Source organism: Streptomyces sp. NPDC107575, from assembly GCF_055657265.1.
The window spans coordinates 134,730-157,172 of record NZ_JBVKBG010000010.1 but is presented as its reverse complement, the minus strand read 5'-3'; the positions used below and the strand labels follow the sequence as shown (position 1 = coordinate 157,172).

General features: G+C 73.5%; 20 protein-coding genes. 10 read left to right on the top strand and 10 right to left on the bottom strand.

From position 1 onward, the window contains the following. Positions 1 to 100 precede the first annotated feature (100 nt). Genes ACZ7L4_RS38275 through ACZ7L4_RS38260 form a run of 4 tightly spaced genes read left to right on the top strand, consistent with a single transcriptional unit; the run spans position 101 to position 4,905 of the window. Positions 101 to 688: a (2Fe-2S)-binding protein gene (locus tag ACZ7L4_RS38275; protein WP_472109661.1), complete on the top strand. Its 588-nt coding sequence runs from the start codon at positions 101 to 103 to the stop codon at positions 686 to 688. Further along, positions 685 to 1,674 carry an FAD binding domain-containing protein gene (locus tag ACZ7L4_RS38270; RefSeq protein ID WP_472109660.1) on the top strand — a complete coding sequence of 330 codons (990 nt, stop codon included), beginning with the start codon at positions 685 to 687 and terminating at the stop codon, positions 1,672 to 1,674. Before ACZ7L4_RS38275 ends, ACZ7L4_RS38270 begins: the two co-directional genes overlap by 4 nt. After that, positions 1,671 to 3,803, top strand: a complete 2,133-nt coding sequence (locus ACZ7L4_RS38265; protein ID WP_472109659.1) for a xanthine dehydrogenase family protein molybdopterin-binding subunit — start codon at positions 1,671 to 1,673, stop codon at positions 3,801 to 3,803. The genes ACZ7L4_RS38270 and ACZ7L4_RS38265 overlap by 4 nt, the downstream gene beginning before the upstream one ends. Then, on the top strand, positions 3,796 to 4,905 hold the full coding sequence (locus ACZ7L4_RS38260) for an XdhC family protein (protein WP_472109658.1): 1,110 nt from the start codon (positions 3,796 to 3,798) through the stop codon (positions 4,903 to 4,905). The genes ACZ7L4_RS38265 and ACZ7L4_RS38260 overlap by 8 nt, the downstream gene beginning before the upstream one ends. 53 nt (positions 4,906 to 4,958) lie before the next feature. On the opposite strand, the gene ACZ7L4_RS38255 is transcribed toward ACZ7L4_RS38260, so the two are convergent. The 3 genes from ACZ7L4_RS38255 to ACZ7L4_RS38245 are packed head-to-tail and all read right to left on the bottom strand — an operon-like array spanning position 4,959 to position 7,661. Then, a complete protein-coding gene (locus ACZ7L4_RS38255; protein ID WP_472109657.1) occupies positions 4,959 to 5,909 on the bottom strand; it encodes a YihY/virulence factor BrkB family protein in 951 nt (316 codons plus the stop codon). Continuing rightward, complete coding sequence (locus tag ACZ7L4_RS38250; RefSeq protein ID WP_472109656.1) at positions 5,893 to 6,090, bottom strand: hypothetical protein; 198 nt, start codon at positions 6,088 to 6,090, stop codon at positions 5,893 to 5,895. Before ACZ7L4_RS38250 ends, ACZ7L4_RS38255 begins: the two co-directional genes overlap by 17 nt. A gap of 44 nt (positions 6,091 to 6,134) precedes the next feature. Next, positions 6,135 to 7,661: an FAD-dependent oxidoreductase gene (locus ACZ7L4_RS38245; RefSeq protein WP_472109655.1), complete on the bottom strand. Its 1,527-nt coding sequence runs from the start codon at positions 7,659 to 7,661 to the stop codon at positions 6,135 to 6,137. Between the two features lie 78 nt (positions 7,662 to 7,739). On the opposite strand from ACZ7L4_RS38245, the gene ACZ7L4_RS38240 reads away from it, so the two are divergent. After that, positions 7,740 to 8,585, top strand: coding sequence for an endonuclease/exonuclease/phosphatase family protein (locus ACZ7L4_RS38240; RefSeq protein ID WP_472109654.1), 846 nt, complete (start codon positions 7,740 to 7,742; stop codon positions 8,583 to 8,585). On the opposite strand, the gene ACZ7L4_RS38235 is transcribed toward ACZ7L4_RS38240, so the two are convergent. Further along, on the bottom strand, positions 8,525 to 9,697 hold the full coding sequence (locus ACZ7L4_RS38235) for an aromatic acid exporter family protein (protein WP_472109653.1): 1,173 nt from the start codon (positions 9,695 to 9,697) through the stop codon (positions 8,525 to 8,527). The genes ACZ7L4_RS38240 and ACZ7L4_RS38235 overlap by 61 nt on opposite strands. A gap of 37 nt (positions 9,698 to 9,734) precedes the next feature. Beyond that, a complete protein-coding gene (locus tag ACZ7L4_RS38230) occupies positions 9,735 to 10,175 on the bottom strand; it encodes a CBS domain-containing protein (protein ID WP_472109652.1) in 441 nt (146 codons plus the stop codon). Positions 10,176 to 10,375: 200 nt separating this feature from the next. Here ACZ7L4_RS38230 and ACZ7L4_RS38225 point away from each other — a divergent pair, with 200 nt between their 5' ends. Further along, positions 10,376 to 11,902, top strand: a complete 1,527-nt coding sequence (locus tag ACZ7L4_RS38225; RefSeq protein ID WP_472109651.1) for an aminotransferase class I/II-fold pyridoxal phosphate-dependent enzyme — start codon at positions 10,376 to 10,378, stop codon at positions 11,900 to 11,902. Here the strand turns inward: ACZ7L4_RS38225 and ACZ7L4_RS38220 are convergent. From ACZ7L4_RS38220 to ACZ7L4_RS38210, 3 genes are all read right to left on the bottom strand, one after another. Beyond that, a complete protein-coding gene (locus ACZ7L4_RS38220) occupies positions 11,841 to 12,893 on the bottom strand; it encodes an acyltransferase family protein (protein ID WP_472109795.1) in 1,053 nt (350 codons plus the stop codon). The two genes, ACZ7L4_RS38225 and ACZ7L4_RS38220, sit on opposite strands and share 62 nt — an antisense overlap. Before the next feature lie 101 nt (positions 12,894 to 12,994). Then, on the bottom strand, positions 12,995 to 14,338 hold the full coding sequence (locus ACZ7L4_RS38215; protein ID WP_472109794.1) for a vWA domain-containing protein: 1,344 nt from the start codon (positions 14,336 to 14,338) through the stop codon (positions 12,995 to 12,997). Between the two features lie 8 nt (positions 14,339 to 14,346). Next, positions 14,347 to 15,204 (bottom strand): AAA family ATPase, encoded by an 858-nt coding sequence (locus tag ACZ7L4_RS38210; protein ID WP_472109650.1) that lies wholly within the window; start codon positions 15,202 to 15,204, stop codon positions 14,347 to 14,349. 146 nt (positions 15,205 to 15,350) lie between these two features. Here ACZ7L4_RS38210 and ACZ7L4_RS38205 point away from each other — a divergent pair, with 146 nt between their 5' ends. The 3 genes from ACZ7L4_RS38205 to ACZ7L4_RS38195 all read left to right on the top strand — a co-directional run bounded on the left by ACZ7L4_RS38205 (position 15,351) and on the right by ACZ7L4_RS38195 (position 17,532). Then, positions 15,351 to 15,848: a winged helix-turn-helix transcriptional regulator gene (locus tag ACZ7L4_RS38205; RefSeq protein ID WP_472109649.1), complete on the top strand. Its 498-nt coding sequence runs from the start codon at positions 15,351 to 15,353 to the stop codon at positions 15,846 to 15,848. Between the two features lie 95 nt (positions 15,849 to 15,943). Then, the gene (locus ACZ7L4_RS38200; protein ID WP_472109648.1) at positions 15,944 to 16,474 is read left to right on the top strand and encodes an SRPBCC family protein; all 531 of its coding nucleotides are present in this window, start codon (positions 15,944 to 15,946) and stop codon (positions 16,472 to 16,474) included. Further along, a complete protein-coding gene (locus ACZ7L4_RS38195; RefSeq protein WP_472109647.1) occupies positions 16,474 to 17,532 on the top strand; it encodes an LLM class flavin-dependent oxidoreductase in 1,059 nt (352 codons plus the stop codon). Before ACZ7L4_RS38200 ends, ACZ7L4_RS38195 begins: the two co-directional genes overlap by 1 nt. Here ACZ7L4_RS38195 and ACZ7L4_RS38190 read toward each other — a convergent pair. Together ACZ7L4_RS38190 and ACZ7L4_RS38185 are read right to left on the bottom strand one after the other, a co-directional pair. Beyond that, positions 17,512 to 18,528: a Ppx/GppA family phosphatase gene (locus tag ACZ7L4_RS38190; protein WP_472109646.1), complete on the bottom strand. Its 1,017-nt coding sequence runs from the start codon at positions 18,526 to 18,528 to the stop codon at positions 17,512 to 17,514. The two genes, ACZ7L4_RS38195 and ACZ7L4_RS38190, sit on opposite strands and share 21 nt — an antisense overlap. 59 nt (positions 18,529 to 18,587) lie before the next feature. After that, complete coding sequence (locus tag ACZ7L4_RS38185) at positions 18,588 to 21,710, bottom strand: acetyl-CoA carboxylase family protein (RefSeq protein WP_472109645.1); 3,123 nt, start codon at positions 21,708 to 21,710, stop codon at positions 18,588 to 18,590. A gap of 87 nt (positions 21,711 to 21,797) precedes the next feature. Here ACZ7L4_RS38185 and ACZ7L4_RS38180 point away from each other — a divergent pair, with 87 nt between their 5' ends. Beyond that, the gene (locus tag ACZ7L4_RS38180; RefSeq protein WP_472109644.1) at positions 21,798 to 22,439 is read left to right on the top strand and encodes a TetR/AcrR family transcriptional regulator; all 642 of its coding nucleotides are present in this window, start codon (positions 21,798 to 21,800) and stop codon (positions 22,437 to 22,439) included. Positions 22,440 to 22,443: the final 4 nt, after the last annotated feature.

Sequence of the window (22,443 nt, the reverse complement as noted above, 5' to 3'; positions counted from 1 at the left end):
GGCCCGGGCCGCACCCACGTCCGGCCCGCCTCCCATCTCGAGCACAGCGAGTACAGCGCCGATTCTCCACGCATCAGACACGCGAAAGAAGGCTGCACCCATGCCCCCAGCTGACATCGGCGGCACGACCGTGTCCGCTACGTCCAGCGTCGTCACCTTGAACATCAACGGGGAGAAGCACACTCTGCCCGTCGACCACCGCACCACGCTGCTCGACGCCCTGCGCGAGCGGCTCGATCTGACCGGCACGAAGAAGGGCTGCGACCAGGGGCAGTGCGGAGCCTGCACGGTGCTGGTCGACGGGCGCAGGACCGTCGCCTGTCTGCAGCTCGCGGTCGCCGCCGAGGACCGGGAGATCACCACCATCGAGGGCGTCGCGGGCCCGGAGGGTGAACTGCACCCGGTCCAGGAGGCGTTCGTCGACCTCGACGGGTACCAGTGCGGCTACTGCACGCCCGGCCAGATCTGTTCGGCCATCGCCGTCATCGAGGAGCACGCCGCGGGCTGGCCGTCCGCGGCCACCGGCGACGTGCGGCCCGAGGCGGGCCCGCAGCCGCTGAGCCCGGAGGAGATCAGGGAACGGATGAGCGGAAACCTGTGCCGCTGCGGCGCGTACGTGTCGATCGTGCAGGCGGTCGCCCACGCGGCCGCGCACGCCGCCGAGGACGCGAAGGAGACCGTGGCGTGAGGGAGTTCGGATACGAGCGTGCGACCGATGTGTCGGGCGCGGTGGCGGTGCTCGGCGCCGACCCCGAGGCGCGCTTCCTCGGCGGCGGCACCAACCTCGTCGACCTGATGAAGATCGGCGTGGAGCGCCCCGCGCGCCTCGTCGACGTACGCGAACTGCCGCTGGACAGCGTCGAGGTGACCGCCGACGGCGGGCTCCGGATCGGCGCCACCGTCACCAACAGCGACCTCGCCGCCCACCCCGAAGTCCGGCGCCGCTACCCGGCGTTGGCGCAGGCCGTGCTCGCCGGGGCCTCCGGGCAGCTGCGCAACATGGCCACCGTCGGCGGGAATCTGCTGCAGCGCACCCGCTGCGGCTACTTCACCGACGTCAGCAAGCCGTGCAACAAGCGGGAGCCCGGCAGCGGCTGCCCGGCCGTCGAGGGTGAGCACCGCAATCACGCCATCCTCGGTGCCAGCGAGCACTGCGTCGCCGTGCATCCGTCCGACATGGGTGTCGCGCTCGCCGCGTTCGATGCCGTCGTCGAGTACGAAACCGCCGAGGGCAAGGGCGAGTTGGCGCTCGCCGACTTCTACCGGCCCGTCGGCGACACCCCGCACCTGGAGACCGGCCTCCCGGCCGGTGCGCTGATCACCGCGGTCACCCTGCCGCCCGCGCCCGTCGCGGCCAACTCGACGTACCGCAAGGTCCGCGAGCGCGCCTCCTACGCCTTCGCCATCGGCTCGGTGGCCGCCGCCGTCGACGTCCAGGACGGCGTCGTGCGGGACGCGCGGATCGCGCTCGGCGCGGTCGCCTCGCGGCCGTGGCGGGCCCGGGCCGCCGAGGCCGCGCTGATCGGACAGCCCGCCGAGGGTGCGACGTTCGCGGCCGCGGCCGACGCCGAGCTCGCCGCGGCGAAGCCGCTGCCCGACAGCACGTACAAGGTGCCCCTGATGCGCAATCTGATCGTTGCGCTGCTCACCGAACTCTCGGAGGCCACCCGATGACGACGACCACCACCACAGCGGCCGGCACGAAGAACACGGACTCGGTGGGTGTCGGGCGCAGCCGGATCGAGGGCCGCGAGAAGGTCACTGGCGCCGCCCGGTACGCGGGCGAGTTCCCGTTCACCGACCTCGCGCACGGCTGGCTCGTGCTGTCCACCGTGGCGCGCGGCCGGGTCCGTTCCGTCGGCGAGGAGGCCGTGCGCACCATGCCCGGCGTCCTCGCGGTCATGCACCACGGCAACGCGCCCCGCATCAACACGCAGTACATGGGCATGCTCGGCCAGCCCGACGGCATCCTGCACGTCTTCCAGCACGACCAGGTGCTGCACGCGGGATGGCCCGTCGCGCTCGTCGTCGCCGAGACCCCGGAGCAGGCCCGCGAGGCCGCCGAGGCGCTCGTCGTCGAGTACGACACCGAGCCGCACGACATCGCGTTCGAGGCCGACCGGCCCGGCACCTACGCCCCCGAGGGCTCGGAGGTGAGCAAGGGCGACCTGGAGGCCGAACTCGCCGCGTCCGCCGCCGTCGTGGACGAGCGGTACACCACGCCCGAGACGCACCACACGGCCATGGAGCCGCACGCGGTGACCGTGCGCTGGGAGGACGGGCGCCTGGAGGTGTACGACGCCAACCAGGGCAGCAAGGCCGTCGCCGACGAGCTCGCGCAGCTGTTCTCGCTCGACCCGTCCGCCGTCCGCGTCGTCTCCGAGCACGTCGGCGGCGCCTTCGGCAGCAAGCTCGTGCGCTCGCACCACGTGGCCGCCGTGATGGCCGCGACCCAGCTCCAGCGCCCCGTCCGGCTCGCCATGACGCGGCGTCAGGTCTTCGCGCTCACCGGCTACCGCAGCCCGACCACCCAGCGGATGCGGCTCGGCGCCGACGCCGACGGACGCCTGCGCGCGTTCGGGCACGACGCGCAGTCGCTGACCTCGAACATCCGCGAGTTCGTCGAGGCGAGCGCCGGATACGGGCGCGTGATGTACGCCTCCGACGCGCACCTGTCCGTGAACCGCGTGGTGCCCGTCGACCTGCCGACCCCGACGTTCGTGCGGGCGCCCGGCGAGGCCCCCGGAAGTTACGCCGTGGAGTCCGCGCTCGACGAGCTCGCCGAGAAGCTCGGCATGGACCCGGTCGAGCTGCGCGTGCGCAACGAGCCGGAGGTCGGTCCCGTCTCGGGCCTGCCCTTCAGCAGCCGCAACCTGCTGGGCTGCTACGAGGACGGCGCCCGCCGCTTCGGCTGGGAGGGCCGCGACCCGCGGCCGCGCGTGCGCCGCGAGGGCCGCTGGCTGCTCGGCACGGGCGTCGCGGCGTGCTCGTTCCCGTCCGGCGTCGCCCCGTCCACGGCGTCCGTCACCGCCGAACAGGACGGTACGTTCACCGTCCGGATCACGGCGGCGGACGTCGGCACCGGGGCGCGCACCGCGCTGACCCAGATCGCCGCCGACGAACTCGGCGTCGACCAGGGCCTGGTGCGCGTACGGATCGCCGACAGCGACTTCGGTCCGGCGTGGGTGTCCGGCGGCTCCATGGGCACGCGCTCCTGGGGCTGGGCCGTGATGGCCGCGAGCCGGGAGCTGCGCGACCGCGTCACCCCGACCGCCGCCATCCCGGCGGAGGGCCTCACCGTGCGCACGGACACCACCGAACTGGTCGGTGCCCTCGCGCAGAAGGAGCGGTACTCCTACGGCGCGCAGTTCGCCGAGGTGGCCGTGGACGTGGCGAGCGGCGAGGTCCGCGTGCGGCGTCTGCTCGGTGTCTTCTCCGCGGGCCGCATCATCAACCCGCTGACCGCGCGCAGCCAGTTGGTGGGCGGCATGACGTGGGGCATCTCCATGGCGCTGCACGAGGAGGCCGTGCGGGACGCGGCGGACGGCGGGCACGTCGGCGCCGACTTCGCGGGCTACCACGTCGCGGCCAACGCGGACGTGCCGGTCGTCGAGGCCCACTGGGTCGACGACACCGACCCGGACGACCCCGTCGGCATCAAGGGCGTCGGCGAGATCGGCATCGTCGGCACGGCCGCCGCGATCGGCAACGCCGTGTGGCACGCGACCGGGGTGCGCCACCGCGACCTGCCGCTGCGCCCCGACCGGGTGCTGCTCGCGGAGGCGCAGCGCGACCATGCTTGATCTCGCGACCGAACTGAGCGAATGGGCCGCGCAGGGCCGGGAGTTCGCCGTCGCCACCGTGGTCTCGGTGAGCGGCAGCGCGCCCCGGCCGCCCGGCGCGGCCCTCGCCGTCGACTCTGCGGGCGAGGTCATCGGCTCGGTCTCCGGAGGCTGCGTCGAGGGCGCGGTGTACGAACTGTGCGTCCAGGCCCTCGCGGACGGCACGCCCGCCCGCGAGCGGTTCGGGTACAGCGACGACGACGCGTTCGCGGTGGGGCTCACCTGCGGCGGCGAGGTCGAGGTGCACGTCGAACCGGTGCGGCGCGACGCGCCGTCCCGGGCGGCGGTGGTCTCGGCGCTCGCCGTGGCGGCGCGCGGCGAGGCGGTGGCGCTCGCCCGGATCCTCGACGGGCCGGGTGAACTCGCCACCACGGGTGGCCTGTTGACGATCCGCCCCGACGGCTCGTCCGAGGGCCACCTCACGGCCGGCGACGACTCGGGGCTCGCGGCGCAGGCCCGCGCCTACCTCGACCTCGGCCGGACCGGGCTGTGCGAGGTGCCGGAGAGCAAGGCGCGGTGCGACGGCGACGTCACCCTGTTCGTCGAGTCGAGCGTGCCGCCCGCGCGGATGATCGTGTTCGGCGCGGTGGACTTCGCGGGCGCGCTGGTCAAGGTCGGCAAGCTGCTCGGCTTCCACGTCACCCTGTGCGACGCGCGCGGTGTCTTCGCGACGCCGACCCGCTTCCCCGAGGCCGACGAGGTGGTCGTGGAGTGGCCGGACCGCTATCTCCGCTCGACGGCGACGGACGAGCGCACGGTCCTGTGCGTCCTCACGCACGACGCCAAGTTCGACGTGCCGCTCCTCGAAGTGGCGCTGCGGCTGCCCGTCTCCTACGTCGGCGCGATGGGCTCGCGGCGCACGCACGACGACCGGATGGAGAAGCTGCGCGAAGTCGGCCTGAGCGAGGGTGAGTTGGGCCGCCTGCACTCCCCGATAGGGCTCGACATCGGCGGCCGTACGCCGGAGGAGACCGCCGTGTCGATCGGGGCGGAGATCGTCGCGGCGCGGCGCGGCGGGACCGGTCTTCCGCTGCGCGGCGGCGAGGGGGCGATCCACGGCTGACGGCCCGCGGCGCCCCGGGGCGGACTCCCGCGCGGCCTCCGTACGCCCCGCGCCTACGGAGGCATCGTGCGGGTGTCCCGCGGCTCCAGGTACGGCTCCTCACCCTCGGGGAGCCCGCTGTTGATGGCGCGCTGCCGGGCCAGCTCCGCGTCGAATTCGAGGCCGAGCAGCAGCGCCAGGTTCGACAGCCACAGCCAGACCAGGAAGATGATGACGCCGGCCAGGGTGCCGTACGTCTTGTTGTACGAGCCGAACCCGGCCACGTACAGCGCGAAGCCGCCGGACGCGGCCAGCCACAGCAGGACGGCGAGGAAGCTGCCGGGGCTCAGCCAGCGGAAGCCGGGGCCGTGCACATTGGGGGCGCGCCAGAAGAGCAGCGCCACCATCAGGGCCATCAGGGCGAGCAGTACGGGCCACTTCGCGATGTTCCACGTCATGAGCGCCGCGTCGCCCGCACCGAGCGCGTCGCCCGCCCGCTTGGCCAGCGGTCCTGTGAACACGACGATGGTCGCGCTCGCCGCGAGCAGTGTCATCAGCGCGACGGTCAGCGCGAGCCGCAGCGGTGCCAGCTTCCACACCGGGCGGCCCTCCTCCGTGTCGTAGACGGCGTTCGCGGTGCGGATGAACGCGGCGATGTAGCCGGAGGCCGTCCAGACGGCGGCCAGCAGGCTCACCACCGCGATCACCCCGCTCGAACCGCCCCTGTCCCGCAGCTGCTCCACCGCCTGGCCCAGCAGGTCCCGCACCGGGCCGGGCGTGAGATGACGCAGATTGTCCAGGACGCCCTGCGTCGCCCGCTCGCCGATCACGCCGAGCAGGGACACCAGGACGAGCAGCCCGGGAAAGAGCGAGAGGACGCCGTAGTACGTCAGCGCGGCCGCCCGGTCGGGCAGCTCGTCGTCGAGCGCCTCCTTGCCGGTGCGCCGCAGCACGGCCCACCAGGAGCGCGCCGGGAGGTCCGTCGGGTCCCTCGGGCCCTCGACCGGCTCACTCGTCGTCGCCATGGGCCTGTTCCTGGGCCTCCTCGTTGGGCGTGAGGGCGTCCCCGCTCTCGCCGCGGCGACGGTCCTTCTCCGCCCGGTGGCGCGGGTCGGTCTGAGCCTCCTCGAACTCCTCCAGGACGCTCTCGGTGGCCGTCTCGGCGCTCTGGTCCTCGTCACCGCGGCGATGCTCGTGGTGGGTCATGGCTCTCCCTCGACTCGTGCTCTGCGGCGGGTGGTTCAGGTGGCTCAGATGTCGCGCTGCTCGAGGTCCCGGGTGGCCGGGCCCTGGACGACCTGTCCTTCGGTGTCGAAGCGGGAGCCGTGGCAGGGGCACTCCCAGGCGCGCTCCGCCGCGTTGAACGCGACCAGGCAGCCGAGGTGGGTGCAGCGCGCGGACACGGCGTGCAGCTTGCCGTCGGGGTCGCGGTACACCGCGCTGCGGCCGCCCTGCGTGCGCAGCACGGCGCCGGTGTCCGGGGGCAGTTCGTCGACGGAGCCGACGCTCGGGGGCCGCAGCCGGTCGCCGATGAAGTGCGCGGCCACATCGGCCTGGTGCTTCAGGAAGCGGGGCGCCTCGCGCAGCACCGAGCGCACCCGGCGCGGGTCGTACAGGCCCGCCCACTCCGGCACGTCGCGGTCCGTGATGAGCGCGGTGAGCAGCGAACCCGCCATGATGCCGCCGCTCAGACCCCAGCCGCTGAAACCCGTCGCGACGTACGTGTGCCTGGCCGCCGGGTGCAGCAGACCGACGAGCGGTGTCGTGTCGCAGGGGAACGTGTCCTGGGTCGCCCACCCGTAGGCGGGCTCGATGCCGGGGAAGGACTTCTCGGCCCACTCCGTGAGGCGGTCGAAGCGCGCCCTGGTGTCGCCCGTGCCGGGCGTGAACTTCTCGCCGGTGACGATGAGCAGCCGCTGCCCGTCCTTGTAGGGCGCGGTGCGCACCGAACGCGTGTTGTGTTCGGGCGTGATGTACATGCCCCGCGGATCGCGCTCCGCGTCGATCGGCGCCGCCACCACCAGTTCCCGGCGGGGTGCGAGCCGGGCGAACAGCAGGGCCCGGTCGAAGATCGGGTAGTGCGTCGCGACGACCACGTCGCGGGCGGTCACCCGGGCCCCCGTCTCGGCCGTCACATGGCAGGCGTGGTCCTCCTCCAGGCCGAACACGGACGTGTGCTCGTGCACGAGCGCCCCGCGTTCCCGCAGGTCCTCGGCGAGCCCGAGCAGGTACTTGCGCGGATGGAACTGGGCCTGCCCCGTCACGCGCACCGCCCCCGCGACCGGGAACGGCAGCCCGGTGTCCCGCACGAAGGTCGCGGGAAGCCCGGCGGCCTGCGCCGCCCCCGCCTCCGCCCGCACCGCGGACAGATGCTGTCCCTCGGTCGCGTAGGTGTAGGCGTCACGGCGCTCCAACTCGCAGTCGATGCCGAGGAGTTCGGCCACCTCGAAGGCGTGCTCCACGGCCTCCGACTGCGAGCGCGCGTACAGGCGGGCGGCGTCGGCGCCCCGCGTGCGCCGCAGCCGTTCGTAGGTCAGCGTGTGCAGCGCGGACAGCTTGGCCGAGGTGTGCCCGGTGACGCCCTCGGCGATCCGCCCGGCCTCCAGGACCGCCACGCTCAGCCCGGCGCGCGTCAGCTCCCACGCGGTGCTCAGCCCGGCGATGCCCGCGCCGATCACGACGACGTCCACGTTCACGTCCCGCTCCAGCGGTGGGAAGTGCGGCCCGGGAGCGGACTCGATCCAGTACGAACCTTGAGCGGATGCGCTTACGGTCATGGGCGCCGAGTTCCCCTGAAAGGGCTGATCAAGCATCGAAACCGGGTACCCGGCCGGTGTCCCTTACAAGGAGCTTCGATGACCGGGAAACCGCGCCTGCGCGCGCTGACCATGAACGTCCTCGCCCCCGAGTACGCGGACGGGCCCGCGCGGCGCCGTGTCCTCGCCGCCGCGCTCGCCGACGCGGCCCCCGACGTACTGGCCCTGCAAGAAGTGGTGCGGGACGACGTGCGGCGGCTCGAGGCGGACGGCTGGCGGGTCGTCCCGCACCCGCGCAGCGGCCCCGACGGGGTCGGCGCGGTGCTCGCCGTGCGCGCCCCGCTCGGCCGCGTGCGCACCGATCCGCTGCAGGTGACCGAGCGTACGGCGGGTACGCCGTGGTGCGGGGTGGCGGCGGCCGAGGTCGCGTACGGGGCGCCCCTCGGCGGCGTCCTCGTCGTCCACCACAAGCCGAGCTGGCCCTACGGCTTCGAGGCGGAACGGGAGCGGCAGGCGCGGGCCGCGGCCCTCCTCGCGGAGCGGATGCTGGCCGAGGGGGCGGGGCGGCTGCGGCACGTCGTCGTCCTCGGCGACTTCGACGCCGGGCCCGATGCCGCGAGCCTGCGGTTCTGGCGCGGGCTGCAGTCGCTCGGCGGCGCGAGCGTCTGCTATCAGGACGCGTGGGAGGCCGTGCACGGCGCCGCGCCGGGACACACCTTCAGCCCCCGCAATCCGCTGGTGCGCGCGGGGGACATGCCGTTGGAGGCGGGGCGCCGCATCGACCACGTACTGGCGCGCTGCGGACGGCACGGGCCGACCCTGCGCGTCGAGGCCTGCGAGCGGTTCCTCGTCGAACCGGTCGACGGGGTCCAGGCCAGCGACCACTACGGAGTGTGGGCCGACTTCGCCGTGCCGGAGCGGGAGCCCGGTGCCTGGGAGGAGTGATCCGTCGCGGCCTCCAGGTCGTCCAGCAGACGGGTCGTCGCCGTGGTCAGCTCGCCCAGCGACGCGAAGCCGCGGCCGTCCGGGTCGGCCAGGTGCGCCGCGATGCGGTCGCCGGCCGCCCGCGCCTCTGCGAGGGACTCCGCGGCCTGCTCCCCGTCGGCACGGCCGATCCGGTCGGCGTCCGTGGCGCACGCCTCGCCCGCCGAGCGCAGCAGCGCGGCCAGCTCGCGCAGCGCCTGCGGCGGGGGTGTCTCGAACGGTGGTGTGTCGTGCGCGACCTCCGTCAGCGCGCGCAGCGCCTCCGCGAGGTGGTCCGCGATCCGCTCCCAGCGGAGGTCACGGGACGGCGGTGCGGGCCGCACGCGGCGCAGCCGGCGCCCGGGGTTGAGCCGGCGGCTCTCGTCCTCCCGGTGCCGCGCGGTGCGCAGTTCGGCGACCGTGGCACCGAGCCGCAGCGCCCGCCCGTGCCACTCCTGCGCGTCGGCCGCGCCGTATCCGTCCTCGATGCCGTCCGCGATCTCCCGCAGCAGCCGGGCGCAGTCGGCCGGCACCTGAGCCCGCAGCCGCAGCACGTCGCTGGTGTGCACGGGCGGCAGCACGAGCGCGTTGACCAGGACACCGACGACCGCGCCGAGCACGGTCTCCATGAGCCGGTGGCCGATCTCCACGGGCGCGTACGAGCCGTACGTCAGGACGAAGAGGGCGGCGCTCGGCGCGTACCAGCCCTGGTCGCCGAAGCGCCCGTACGAGCCGATCAGCACGGTGATCGGGAGCGCGATCGCCATCCCGATCAGCACGTCCCGGGTGAGCGCCATCGCCCCGGACGCGACGAGCGTGCCCGTCGCGACGACCAGGAACTGCTGCACCGCCGAGCGCACCGAGCGGTACACGGTGCTGTGCACCAGGACCACCGCGGTCCACGGCGCGAGCAGCGCCATCGGCGCGTTCCACCACCAGCCCGCGAGGGCCCACGCCACGATCGCCGCGGCGGCCGCCTTCAGCGCCTGCACGGCGGTGGCCCGCTCGGGCCCCGGAACCGCCACGGCACGGCAGGTGGAACGGCCGATGGCCCGGGCCTCGCCCGCGAGCGCGCGCCCCGCCTGACGGAACACGCACCTCACCCCGCCGGGCGGAGGCGCGCGAGAGCCGTCATGTCGCCACGAAGCCCTGGCCGGGACTGGCGTCCGCCCTGCTGACGTCGGCGAGCGCCGAATCGGGGTCCCGGTGCCGGGCCAGGTCGCCCATGCTCACGATGCCGACGGGCAGGCCCTCGCTCAGCACGGGCAGCCGCCGCACCGCGTACCGCCGCATCAGGGCCGCCGCGTGCTCGGCCTCCTCGTCCGGGCCGACGCACCGCGGGTCGGGGGTGCACACCATGCCGACGTCGATGACCTGCGGATCCGCGCCGTCCGCGACGACACGCAGCGTGATGTCCCGGTCGGTGACCAGGCCGACCAGCCGGTCCTCCGCGCACACCAGCACGGCCCCGATGTCCTCGTCGCGCATCGCCTGCGCGGCCTGGCCGAGCGGGGTGTCCGGGGGCACCGCCGTCACACCCTGGGTCATCACGTCCCGCACCCTGGCGGTCATGTCGCGTCCTCCGTCCTGTGGATCGGGTGGATGGGTCACCCGGCGCGGAGTACCCGGGCGGCAGCCGCTCATGCAGCCGGATCGACCGCCCGTCCCGCGTTCACGCAGCTCACGGGAGCCATACATGGAGGAAATCGGGTGACTCGTGGGTACGCGGCCGAATCCGTTCGCCACCCCACGAATCGGCAGGAGCAGGCGGCATGAACAGCCCCGACACCCGGTACCCGGGTCCCATGGACCACACCTGCGCCCCCGTACTCGAAGCCCTGGACTCCTACCACGCGCACGGCAGGCTCGCCTTCACACCGCCCGGTCACAAGCAGGCGCGCGGCGCCGACGAGCAGGCCAGAAGAGTGCTCGGCGACGCCTTCCACGCCGACGTCCTCGCGAGCGGCGGACTCGACGACCGCCGGATGCGCGGCCGCGTCCTGCGGCGCGCCGAGGAGCTGATGGCCGACGCGGTCCACGCCGACCACACCTTCTTCACCACGTGCGGCAGCTCGCTTTCGGTGAAGGCCGCGATGCTGAGCGTCGCCGGCCCCCGCGAGCAGCTGCTCATCGGGCGTGACGCGCACAAGTCCGTGGTGAGCGGGCTCATCCTGTGCGGCATCGACCCCGTGTGGGTCGAACCGCAGTGGGACGCCGAGCGCGGCCTCGCGCACCCGCCGTCCCCGCAGGCGTACGAGGAGGCCTTCGAGCGCCACCCGGACGCGCGCGGAGCGCTGATCACCAGCCCGACCCCGTACGGCACGTGCGCCGACCTGGTCCGGCTCGCCGAGGTGTGCCACGCGCGCGGCAGGCCGCTGATCGTCGACGAGGCGTGGGGCGCGCACCTGCCGTTCCACCCCGACCTGCCCAAGTGGGCCATGGACGCGGGCGCCGACGTGTGTGTCACCAGCATCCACAAGATGGGCAGCGGCCTGGAACAGGGCTCGGTGTTCCATCTGCGCGGCGACCTGATCGACCCGGACACGCTCACCTCCCGTGCCGACCTGCTCGGCACCACCAGCCCGTCGGTCCTGATCTACGCGGGTCTCGACGGCTGGCGCCGGCAGATGCGGCTGCACGGCCGGGAGCTGCTCGGTGATGCCCTCGACCTCGCGGCGCGGGCGCGGCAGGACATCGACGCGATCGACGGCCTGCACGTGTACGGACCCGACGACCTGACGGGCCCCGGGCTCGCCCACGACCTCGACCCGCTGCCCGTCCTCGTCGACGTCGCGGACCTCGACACGAGCGGCTACCGCGTCGCCGACTGGCTGCGCTCCCACCGCGCCCTCGACGTGCACATCGCCGACCACCGCAGGATCGGCGCCCAGCTCACCTTCGCCGACTCCCCGGCGACGCTCGCGGCCCTCCTCGACGGGCTCCGGGACGTCGCGGAACACCGCGCCGAACTGCGCGGCGCGCCGGCCGTCGCGGTGCCCAAGCCCTCCGAACTCCGCCTGGAACAGGCCATGTTGCCGCGCGACGCGTACTTCGGGCCGGTCGAGGACGTCCCGCTGGAGCGCGCCGCGGGCCGGGTGGCCGCCGAGATGACGACCCCGTACCCGCCGGGCATCCCGACGGCGCTGCCGGGGGAGCGGCTCACCGAACCGGTGCTCAGCTATCTGCGCACCGGCATCGAGGCGGGCATGAACGTGCCGGACCCGGCGGACCCCTCGCTCAGGACGATCCGGGTGGTGGCACGGGACGCGTCGCCTCCTGCTCGACGGGGTCCCGCTTGAACGCCCACGCCATCTCGGGCTCCATCGCCCAGTGGAACAGCCACCGCACGGGCCGCGTGCACAGCGCGGTGATGACCGCCGCCGCGATCACGGTCACGGTGATCTCGCCGAGCGGCGTGTGCACCCAGTCGTGGTCGTACCAGCCCCAGAAGCGGGAGCCCTTCGCGAGGAACCCGTGCAGCAGATAGCCGTACAGGGTGCCCGCGCCGAGCGCCGTGCACCACAGCCTGCGCCCGGGCACCCACGCGAAGAAGCAGGCCATCAGGATCACCGAGCAGCCGAACAGGGCGAGCGTCATCACCACGCCCGTCCAACCGGGCGCGCCCAGCTCCTGCGCGCTGTCGCGGCGGTAGAACCAGGCGGCGGTCATCCGCGGCGAGGCCCAGTACGCGACGAGCAGCGCGCTCGCGAAGACCGGCAGGGCGAGGATCCGGGCCCGCCTGCGCCGCACCAGCTGGAAGTGCTCCGGCTTCAGGACCAGGCCGAGCACGAAGAACGGCAGGAACTGCAGCACCCGCTGGAGGTCCAGGTCGTCGCCGATGTCGGGGGAGACGGCGGCGAGCACGGCGACCGCGAGTGCCAGCGGCAGCGGCGCCCGCACGACCTTCCACAGCGGGGTGGTGATGCGCCAGATGAACAGCGCGATCAGGAACCAGGTCAGATACCAGGGGTCGAGGAGCGTGATCGGGTAGTCCGGGTCGTCGCCCACCGTGCGCTTGAAGAACGTGTACGCGACCTCGAAGATCACGTACGGCACCAGTACGCCCGTGACCAGGCGCTTCATCCGTCGTGGGCTCGCGTCGAACGACCGCGAGAAGTAGCCGGAGATGACGATGAACGCCGGCATGTGGAACGTGTAGACGGTGAAGTACAGCGCGGAGGCCGCCCGGCTGTCCCCGCGCAGCGGCTCCCAGGCGTGCCCGAGCGCGACGAGGACGATGGCCAGGTACTTGGCGTTGTCGAAGTACGCGTCACGGCCGTCCGCCTTCATGCGGCCTCCGTCCCGGTCGGTGAGCCTCCCGGTCACGCTTCCCGGACCTGCACGATCGCGCAAGTGAAAGAGCCACGGAGAGTGCGTCCGGACGGTTGCCCCTACACGGGGAGCAGGCGGCCCACCAGCGCGCTCAGCTGGCGTGCGTTGCGGCATTCGTGCATGGCCACCACCTCCGCGTACGTGGAGGCCGCCGAGTCGCCCGTGTCCCACTGGGAGCGGGGCTCCGGGTTGAGCCAGTAGGTGCGGCGGGAGGCGCGGGTGATGCGGCGCAGCGCCGGGAGGTTCGGGTTCTGCTGGTTGTTGCGGGCGTCGCCGAGGATCAGCACCGTGGTGCGGGGGCCCACGGCGGACTCGTAGCGCTCCACGAACTCGCCGAGCGCCGTGCCGTAGTCGCTGCTGCCGTGCCAGCCGGTCAGCGTGGCCTCGGCCGCGATACGGGCGCCGAGGCCCTCCGCGTCCGCCGCGCCGTGCGCGATGAGGTCGGTGACCTCGTCGGTCCGGTTGACGAAGGCGAAGACGCGGATCTTGCTGAACTGGTCGTGCAGGGCCTGGACCAGGAGCATCGTGAAGTTCGCGAAGCCGGCCACCGAGCCCGACACGTCGCAGAGCAGCACCAGTTCGGGACGCGTAGGGCGGCGCTTGCGCAGCACCGGCTTCATCGGGACGCCGCCCGTCGACAGCGAGCCGCGCAGCGTCCGGCGCAGGTCGATGTGGCCGCGGGCCGCGCGGCGCCTGCGGGCGGCGAGGCGCGTGGCCAGCTTGCGGGCCAGGGGGTGGACGGTGCGGCGCAACTCGGCGAGCTGGGCCTTGTCCGCGTAGAGGAACACGGTGCGGTCGGGCGTCTGGACCGGCATCCGGCGGGCCAGCTCGTCGCGGTCGCGGGCCTCCGCGACCCTGCGCCGCGCCTCGCCGCGCACCCCTTCGCGGAACTCCTCGATGCGGCGGCGGATCTCGTCCGCCTCGATGCGGTCGGTGAAGGCCCCGGACTGGCCGCTGCCGCCCGCGCGGATCGCGGACATGACCGGGGCGAGGAGTGTCTGCGGGCGCAGCCGGTCGAGGGTCTGCTGGGACGACCAGCCGTTCGCGTCGTAGCCGCCGAGGGAGTCCACCGCCTCGGCGGCGAGGCGGGCAAGCGCGGCCCGGTCGTTCGCGGCCAGGGCCTCGGTGAGACGCTCGCGCAGGCTGTCCCGGTCGGTGGCGCCGCCCTGGCCGGGCGCGCCCACCGCGTGCGGGAAGTACACGTCGAAGACGGGGTCGAAGACCGCGCGCTGGCCCTGGTCGTGGAGCAGGGCCGAGGCCAGGCCCTCGCGCAGATGCTCCCGGCTGTCCATGCCGAGCGCCGCCACCGCCTGCGCGGCGTCCACGCTCTCGCCCGTGCCGATCCGGATGCCGTGCGCGCGCAGCGCCCGCACGAGCGAGGTGACCCGGTCGGCGACCGACAGGGCCGTGCTCACACCGCGTCCAGGTCGAGCTTGGCCGCCGCCGTGTTCACGTCCTCCTGATGCTTGAGGACGACGCCGAGGGACGCCCGTACGACCTCCTCGTCCAGGCGGTCCGCGCCGAGCGCGAGGAGGGTGCGCGCCCAGTCCACCGTCTCCGCGACCGAGGGCACCTTGCGCAGGTCCATGGCGCGCAGCGCGCCCACGACCCGTACGAGGGACTCGGTGAGCACCGCGTCGAGCTCGGGCACCTTCAGGGCGACGATGCGGCGCTCCAACTCCTCCTCGGGGAAGCCGATGTGGAGGAAGAGGCAGCGGCGGCGCAGCGCCTCCGACAGCTCACGGCTCGCGTTGGAGGTGAGGACCACGAAGGGGCGCCGGGTGGCGGCGATGGTGCCCAGCTCGGGGACGGTCACCTGGAAGTCGGAGAGCACTTCGAGGAGCAGCCCCTCCACCTCGACGTCCGCCTTGTCCATCTCGTCGATGAGCAGGACCTTCGCGTCGTCGCCGCGGATCGCGGAGAGCAGCGGGCGCGAGAGCAGGAACTCCTCGCTGAAGATGTCCGTGCGGGTCTGGTCCCAGGTCTCGTCGCGGCCCGCAGTGATCCGCAGCAGCTGCTTGGCGTGGTTCCACTCGTACAGGGCGCGGCTCTCGTCCACGCCCTCGTAGCACTGGAGGCGGATCAGACTGGCGTCGCTGATCGCCGCGACCGCCTTCGCCAGTTCCGTCTTGCCGACGCCCGCCGGGCCCTCGACGAGCAGCGGCTTGCCGAGCTTGGCGGCCAGGAAGACGGTGGTCGCCACGGCGGGGGAGGCCAGATAGCCCGTCCCGGCAAGGCGCGTGGTGACTTCGTCCACGGAAGCGAACAACGGGGCCTCCAGCTCGGTGCGTTGTAGGACTCCAGGTGATCAGCCGGGGGCCCCGTCCACAATGGGTCGACGCCGTTCATGGCGAACGTCACGTCCTGAGTCCTGTACCGAGACCCTCTCCGTGGCCCGTCCGTATCCTTTCGGTCATGAGGCGCACTTCCTTTGCCGACTGGCCCTGCTCCATCGCCCGCACCATGGATCTGCTGGGGGACTGGTGGACGCCGCTCGTGCTGCGCGAGGCGTTCTACGGCATCACCCGCTTCGACGTGTTCCAGCAGGAGCTCGGCATCGCCCGGACGACCCTGGCGGAGCGGCTGCGGCGGCTCGTCGACGCGGGCCTCATGGAGAAGCGCGCCTACGACACCGCGCCCGTGCGGCACGACTACGTCCTCACCGAGAAGGGCCGCGACTTCTTCGGCGTCCTCGCCGCCATGAACGCCTGGGGCAACCGCTGGCTGTCCGGCGAGGAGGGCGCGCCCGTCGTCTTCGAGCACGACCGGTGCGGCCACGAGAGCGAGGCGGCCGTCGTCTGCGGGCACTGCGGCGAGCCGATGACCGCAGACGACACCCACGCGCGGATGGGCCCCGGCTACCCGGAGAAGCTCGCGCGGCGCCCGGACATCGCGGCGCGCTTCACCCGCTGAACCGATCCCTCAGGTTGCCGGGTTGCTCTTGACGTAGTGAGTCCATCTACGAAACTCTCGTGGTCACAGGCTGTTCTACGGAGAGGTGGAGCACGATGGAATGGACCGGCGCACGCTACGCGGACACGCCGACCGTCGAGGCGCGACGCACGATCGCGGCGCCCCCGGACCGGGTGTGGGAGCTGGTCGGCGACGTCGGCCTGATGCCCCGGTTCAGCGCCGAACTCCAGTCGGCCGAGTGGCTGGGCGATGAGCGCGGCGTCGGCGCCCGCTTCCTGGGGCGCAGCCGGCACGAGGCGTTCGGGGCGTGGGAGACCACCTCGTACGTCGTCGAGTGCGAGCCGGGCCGCGTCTTCGCGTGGGCCGTGGGCGATCCCGAACGGCCCAGCGCTGTCTGGCGGTTCAGCATGGCGGCGACGGAGGACGGGGGCACGGAACTGACGCAGTGGGCGCGGATGGGGCCGGGACGCTCCGGCCTCTCGTACGCCATCGACCGGATGCCGGAGAAGGAGCAGAAGATCGTGTACGGGCGGCTGCGGGAGTGGGAGCGGGGCATGAACGCGACGCTCGACGGGCTGAAGGCGCTGGCGGAGTCGGGCCCGGGCGCGGAAGGGATGGAGGCCTGATGCGTACATCGACCACCATCGAGGCGTCCGGCGGGAACTGGCGGGAGACCGTCGACTTCGTCACCGAGGCCGAGAAGCTGGGCCTGGACATCTGCTGGGTCGCCGAGGCCTGGGGCTCCGAAGCGCCGTCCCCGCTGGGGTACTTGGCGGCGCGCACGGAGCGGATGCTGCTCGGCTCCGGCATCATCCAGCTCGCCACCCGCACCCCGGCCGCCATCGCGCGCGCCGCGATCACCCTGTCGAACATCTCCGAGGGCCGCTTCCTGCTGGGGCTCGGTCCTTCCGGGCCGCAGGTGATCGAGGGGCTGCACGGGGTGCCGTTCGCGCGCCCGTTGGCCCGGATGCGGGAGACGGTCGAGATCGTGCGGATGGCGGCGACCGGCGAGAAGATCGCCTACGAGGGGCGGGAGTTCACGCTGCCGCTGCCCGGCGGGGACGCGAAGCCGATGCGGCTCTCGATGCGGGCGGAGCACGAACTGCCCATCTACCTCGCGACGTTGTCACCGAAGATGCTGCGGCTCACCGGGGAGGTCGCCGACGGGTGGCTCGGGACGAGCTTCGTGCCCGAGGGGGCGAAGGAGGCGTACTTCGACCACCTGGACGCGGGGCTCGCGGCGTCGGGCAGGACCAGGGCCGACCTCGACATCTGTCAGGGGGCCGAGGTGAACTTCGTCGAGGACGAGGAGGAGCTGGCGGCCGTGGTGGGCGGCCGGAAGAAGGAGCTCGCGTTCAGCCTCGGCGGCATGGGCTCCGCCTCGACCAATTTCTACAACCAGGCGTACAGCAGGCAGGGTTGGGCCGACGTCGCCGCGGCGGTCCGCGAACGCTGGCAGGCGGGCGACCGCGAGGGGGCGGCCGCCCTGGTCACCGACGACATGGTCCTCGCGACGACGCTCATCGGCACGGAGGCGATGGTCCGGGAGCGGTTGGCCGTGTGGCGGGAGGCGGGGGTGGACACCGTCCGCCTGTACCCGGCGGGGGACACGGTGTCCGCGCGCCTCACGACCCTGGGCCGAGCGATCGAGCTGGTACGCCAGTCAAGCCCCGCCGGCGATTGAGGCGCGGGGTCCGGGGCGGAGCCCCGTGGCGTAGGGACGGTCGGCCGCAACGTGGAGCGGCGCGGACCACCCCGCATCGCCCTCGATCCGCCGCAGCAGAATCCCCTCCCGGATCGCCCAGGGGCACACCGTCAACTCGCGGATGCCCATGAGCTTCATCGCCGTATGCCCGACCAACGCCCCCGCAAGCGACTGCGACGCCCGCGGCGCGGAAATCCCCGGCAACTCCGCCCTCCGCTCGGCCGGCAGCTCCGCCAGCTCGTCCACCGCCAGGCCCAACGCCCTACGGCTCAACCGCCGCGGTACGAACGGCCCGTGCCGCCCCGGAGGGGCCCCGCACAGGCGCGCCAGCTGCGTGAACGTACGGGACGTGGCCGCCGCCGTGAGCGGCCCCTCCCAGCGGATCCGCGCCGCGACGTCCCTGAGCTGATGCCGCACATGACGCCGCAGCGCCTTCAGCTCCTTCTCCGTCGGCGGCATCCCGTCCCCCGGCAGGTGCTCGCGCGTGAGCCGCCCCGCCCCGAGCGGCAGCGAGATCGCGAACTCGGGCAGCCGCCCCCGCCCGAAGGCGACCTCCAGCGAGCCGCCCCCGATGTCGAGGACACCGAGCGGCCCGGCCCGCCAGCCCATCCAGCGCCGCGCCGCGAGGAACGTCAGCTCGGCCTCCACCTCGCCGGGCAGCACCCGGGGCCGCACTCCGGTCCCCCCCTCGACGGCGTCGAGGACCTCGTCCCGGTTCGGCGCGTCCCTGACGATGGCCGTGGCGAAGACGAACGGCTCGTCGCTGCCCCAGCGTTCGGCTTCCGTGACCGCCGCCCGTACCGCGTCGACCAGCCGGTCCACCGCCACGGGGCCCAGTCTGCGGTCGCGGTCGACCAGCTCCGACAGCCGTAACCGCCGCTTGGCCGTGTGCACCGGCAGCGGCGCTCCGTCGCGCGCGTCCGCGATCGCGAGGCGCACGGTGTTCGAACCGACATCCACCACACTGATACGCATGATCGACCGAGTACCCCTCTCTTCGCGCATCAATGCGCGGGCACTTCCACGACGGTCGCCTACGCGTCCAGCGCGGACATGATCCAACTCCGCGAGTCTGCCGGGTCGATGACCGCGTCGATCTCCAGGGCCGCCGCCGCGTTCACCGCCTTGCCGTGCTCGTACAGCTCCGCGACCCGGGCCTCGAAGGCCCGCTCCCGCTCGGCGGGGTCGGCGATGGCCTCCAGCTCGCGGCGGTAGCCGAGCCGCACCGCACCCTCCAGACCCATGCCGCCGAACTCGCCGCTCGGCCAGGCCGCCGTGCCGAGCGGCGCCCGCGTCGAACCGCCCATCATGGCCATCGCCCCGAGCCCGTACGCCTTGCGCAGCACGAGGCAGACCAGCGGCACGGTGAGGCGCGCGCCCGCGACGAACAGGTCCGCGAACTGCCGCACCGTCGCGCTGCGTTCGGACTCCGGACCCACCATGAAGCCCGGTGTGTCGCACAGCGAGAGAACCGGGAGGCCGAACGACTCGCACAGCCGCAGGAAGCGCGCCGCCTTGTCCGCCGCGTCCCGGTCGACGGCGCCGCCGAGGTGCGCCGGGTTGTTCGCGACCAGGCCCATCGGGCGGCCCTCGATCCGCACCAGCGCCGTGATCGCTCCGGCTCCGAAGCCGCGGCGCAGTTCGAGCACCGAGTCCGTGTCGGCGAGCCCTTCGATCGCGGCGCGGATGTCGTAGGCGCGCCGCCGGTTCTCGGGGATCGCGTGGCGCAGACGCCGCGGGTCGGGCGCCTCCCAACCCGCCTGCGGACCCTGGAAGTACGACAGATAGGCGCGGGCCACGCGCACCGCCTCCGCCTCGTCGGCGACCGGGAGGTCCACGACCCCGTTCGGCACCTGCACCGACAGCGGGCCGATGTCCTCGGGGCGGTGCACGCCGAGGCCGCCGCCCTCGATCATCGCGGGGCCGCCCATCCCGATGTTCGCCTCGGGCGTCGCGATGATGACGTCGCAGCTGCCGAGCAGCGCCGCGTTCCCCGCGAAGCAGCGGCCCGACGCGATGCCGACGAGCGGCACCCTGCCGTTGAGCCGCGCCATCTGATGGAACGTCATGACGTCCAGGCCCGCGATCGAGGAGGTGTCGGTGTCACCGGGCCGGCCGCCGCCGCCCTCCGCGAACAGCACGACGGGCAGCCCGCGCTCCTCGGCCAGATGCAGCATCCGGTCGGTCTTGCGGTGGTTGTTGTGGCCCTGTGTCCCGGCGAGCACCGTGTAGTCGTACGACATGGCGACCACGGGCGCGCCGCCGATCCGGCCGGTGCCGGTGACCATGCCGTCGGCGGGCGTCGAGCGGATCAGGTCGTCCAGCGCGCGGCGCCGCCGTTGCGCGGCCACCGCGAGCGCGCCGTACTCGGTGAACGTCCCCGCGTCGCACAGGTCCTCGATGTTCTCGCGGGCCGTGCGCAGCCCGGTCGCATGCCGCTTGGCGACGGCCTCGGGGCGGTTCTCGTCGAGTCCGAAGGCGTGCCGCGCGACGACCTGCGCGAGATCGGGGCGCACCGCGTCGAGGTCGAGTTCCTCGGCCGCGTCCTCCTGGGATCCGCCCTCCTCCGTCACGTCCAGGAGCACCAACTCGGCGCCCTCGGCGACGGTTTCGCCGACCCCTGCACGCACCGCACGGACGACCCCCGCGTGCTCGGCGCGCACCACGTGCTCCATCTTCATCGCTTCGAGCACGAGCAACGTGGCGCCCGCGGCGACGTGTTGGCCGGGTTCGGCGTCGACGGTGACGACGGTTCCCGCCATCGGTGCGGTCACCGTGCCCGGCTCGGTGACACCTTCGGGCGCAGTGGCGTCGGGCGGTGCCAGCTCCGCCAGGTGGCGCTGTACGAAGCCGGTGTCGAAGCCGCCCGCCGTGAACCCGGGGTGGTCGAGCAGCCGGGCCAGGAAGGGGATGCCGGTCCGCACACCCTCCACCGTGAACTCGTCGAGCGCCCGCCGCGCCCGTGCGCACGCCGCCGCGAAGTCGCCGGCCGGAGCGTGCGCGACGACCTTGGCGAGGAGCGAGTCGAAGCGCGTGCCGAGTTCGGTGCCGGTGCGGGCCGCGGTGTCGACGCGCACGCCGGGGCCCGTCGGCACATCGAGGCGCGCGAGCCGCCCCGCCGACGGCCGGACCGTACCGTCGGGGCCCGTGACCTCCGCGTTCACCCGCAGCTGCACCGCGAAGCCGCGCGGGGCGGGCGGCTCCCCGGCGAGACCGAGGTCGGTCAGGCTCTCGCCCGCCGCTATCCGCAGCTGCGCCGCGACCAGGTCGACACCCGTCACCTCCTCCGTCACCGTGTGCTCGACCTGGAGGCGCGGATTGGCCTCCATGAACACGAACTCCTCGCCCCTGACGAGGAATTCGACCGTGCCGACGCCCGCGTAGCGGGAGGCGCGGGCCAGGCGCAGGGCGGCGTCGAGGAGCCGGTCGCGCACGCTCGCGTCCAGGCCCGGAGCCGGGGCGATCTCGACGAGCTTCTGGTGGCGGCGCTGCGCGCTGCAGTCCCGCTCCCACAGATGACTCGCGGCGGCACCGTCGCCGACGACCTGCACCTCGATGTGCCGAGCGCCCTCCCACAGCCGCTCGACGTACAACTCGCCGCGCCCGAAGGCCTGTTGCGCCTCCGAAGCGCACCGCTCCCACGCCTCGTCCAGCTCCGACGCGTCCCGCACGACCCGCATCCCGCGCCCGCCGCCCCCGCCCACGGCCTTGACCATCATCGGCCCTTCGGCGAGGAACGCCCGCGCCTCCTCCAGCGTGGTGTCACCCTCCGTGCCGGGCAGGACCGGCACCCCCGTCCCGACGGCGAGCGCCCGGGCGCGCGCCTTGTCCCCGAACAGGTCGAGCACCTCGGGGGACGGGCCCACGAAGGTGACACCGGCGTCCGCACACCGCCGGGCGAGCCCCGCGGACTCGCTCAGGAAGCCGTAGCCGGGGTGCAGATACGTACAGCCGCTCCCACGCGCGGCCGCGACCAGCGCCTCGGCGTCCAGATAGCCGCCCGCCGCGAGCGGCACGGCCTCGTCCGCCAGGTGCAGATGCGCCTCGTCGCCCGGCTCGTGCACGGCCACCGTGCGCAGCCCGAGCTCGGCGGCGGCGCGCAGCACCCGGACGGCTATCTCCCCACGATTGGCGACGAGTACGGCGGCAGACCCCATGAACCCCTCCGGGAAGTCGAATTCGGATTCAGAACCGGATTCCGTCATGCTCATTGACACTGACGTCAACGTCAATACTCTGGCGCTGTGGCACGCAGTCAGCAGGCACAACAGGAATGGTCCGTCCGCACCGCCCGGGACCGGACCGACGCCCCGGCGCGCGGACGGCTCCTCGACGCGGCCGAGCAGGTCTTCGCGCGGCTCGGCTACGGCCCGGCGACCATCGCCGACATCACGGCGCAGGCCGAGGTGTCGCGGGCCGGGTTCTATGTCTACTTCGCGTCCAAGGAAGAGGTCTTCCGGGTGCTCGCGGGGCGCGTGCGGGACGCGTTCCTCAGCGCGCAGGACGTGCCCGGGGTGGACACCGACGACGTGGCGGCGGTGGCCCGCGCCTCCACGGCCGCGTTCATCGCCGCCTACGCGCGGCACCTGCCGCTGCTCGTCCTGCTCGAACAGCAGGCACGGGCAGACGCCGAGGTGCGCGCCCTGTGGGAGGAGATCCGCGAGCGTCCGGTCCGCCGCGCCGCCCGCTACGTACGCCGGGTCGCGGCGGAGGGCCGGGCGCACCCGGTCGTCGACCCGCTCACCCTGTCGCGTGCCGTCGGCGGCATGAGCATCGAGTTCGCGCGGCTGGTCGCCGAGCGCCCGGCCGCGTACGACCAGGCGGTCGCCGACGCGACCGTCATGTATCTGCATCTCCTCGGTATCGGAGCAGCACCGCAGCAGTAGGGAG

Coding starts and splice junctions, on each gene's coding strand:
- ACZ7L4_RS38225 (WP_472109651.1), top strand. CDS start 10,376: ATGAACAGCCCCGACACCCGGTACCCGGGTCCCATGGACCACACCTGC.
- ACZ7L4_RS38230 (WP_472109652.1), bottom strand. CDS start 10,175: ATGACCGCCAGGGTGCGGGACGTGATGACCCAGGGTGTGACGGCGGTG.
- ACZ7L4_RS38265 (WP_472109659.1), top strand. CDS start 1,671: ATGACGACGACCACCACCACAGCGGCCGGCACGAAGAACACGGACTCG.
- ACZ7L4_RS38240 (WP_472109654.1), top strand. CDS start 7,740: ATGACCGGGAAACCGCGCCTGCGCGCGCTGACCATGAACGTCCTCGCC.
- ACZ7L4_RS38200 (WP_472109648.1), top strand. CDS start 15,944: ATGGAATGGACCGGCGCACGCTACGCGGACACGCCGACCGTCGAGGCG.
- ACZ7L4_RS38245 (WP_472109655.1), bottom strand. CDS start 7,661: ATGACCGTAAGCGCATCCGCTCAAGGTTCGTACTGGATCGAGTCCGCT.
- ACZ7L4_RS38220 (WP_472109795.1), bottom strand. CDS start 12,893: ATGAAGGCGGACGGCCGTGACGCGTACTTCGACAACGCCAAGTACCTG.
- ACZ7L4_RS38275 (WP_472109661.1), top strand. CDS start 101: ATGCCCCCAGCTGACATCGGCGGCACGACCGTGTCCGCTACGTCCAGC.
- ACZ7L4_RS38185 (WP_472109645.1), bottom strand. CDS start 21,710: ATGGGGTCTGCCGCCGTACTCGTCGCCAATCGTGGGGAGATAGCCGTC.
- ACZ7L4_RS38255 (WP_472109657.1), bottom strand. CDS start 5,909: ATGGCGACGACGAGTGAGCCGGTCGAGGGCCCGAGGGACCCGACGGAC.
- ACZ7L4_RS38190 (WP_472109646.1), bottom strand. CDS start 18,528: ATGCGTATCAGTGTGGTGGATGTCGGTTCGAACACCGTGCGCCTCGCG.
- ACZ7L4_RS38260 (WP_472109658.1), top strand. CDS start 3,796: ATGCTTGATCTCGCGACCGAACTGAGCGAATGGGCCGCGCAGGGCCGG.
- ACZ7L4_RS38195 (WP_472109647.1), top strand. CDS start 16,474: ATGCGTACATCGACCACCATCGAGGCGTCCGGCGGGAACTGGCGGGAG.
- ACZ7L4_RS38205 (WP_472109649.1), top strand. CDS start 15,351: ATGAGGCGCACTTCCTTTGCCGACTGGCCCTGCTCCATCGCCCGCACC.
- ACZ7L4_RS38250 (WP_472109656.1), bottom strand. CDS start 6,090: ATGACCCACCACGAGCATCGCCGCGGTGACGAGGACCAGAGCGCCGAG.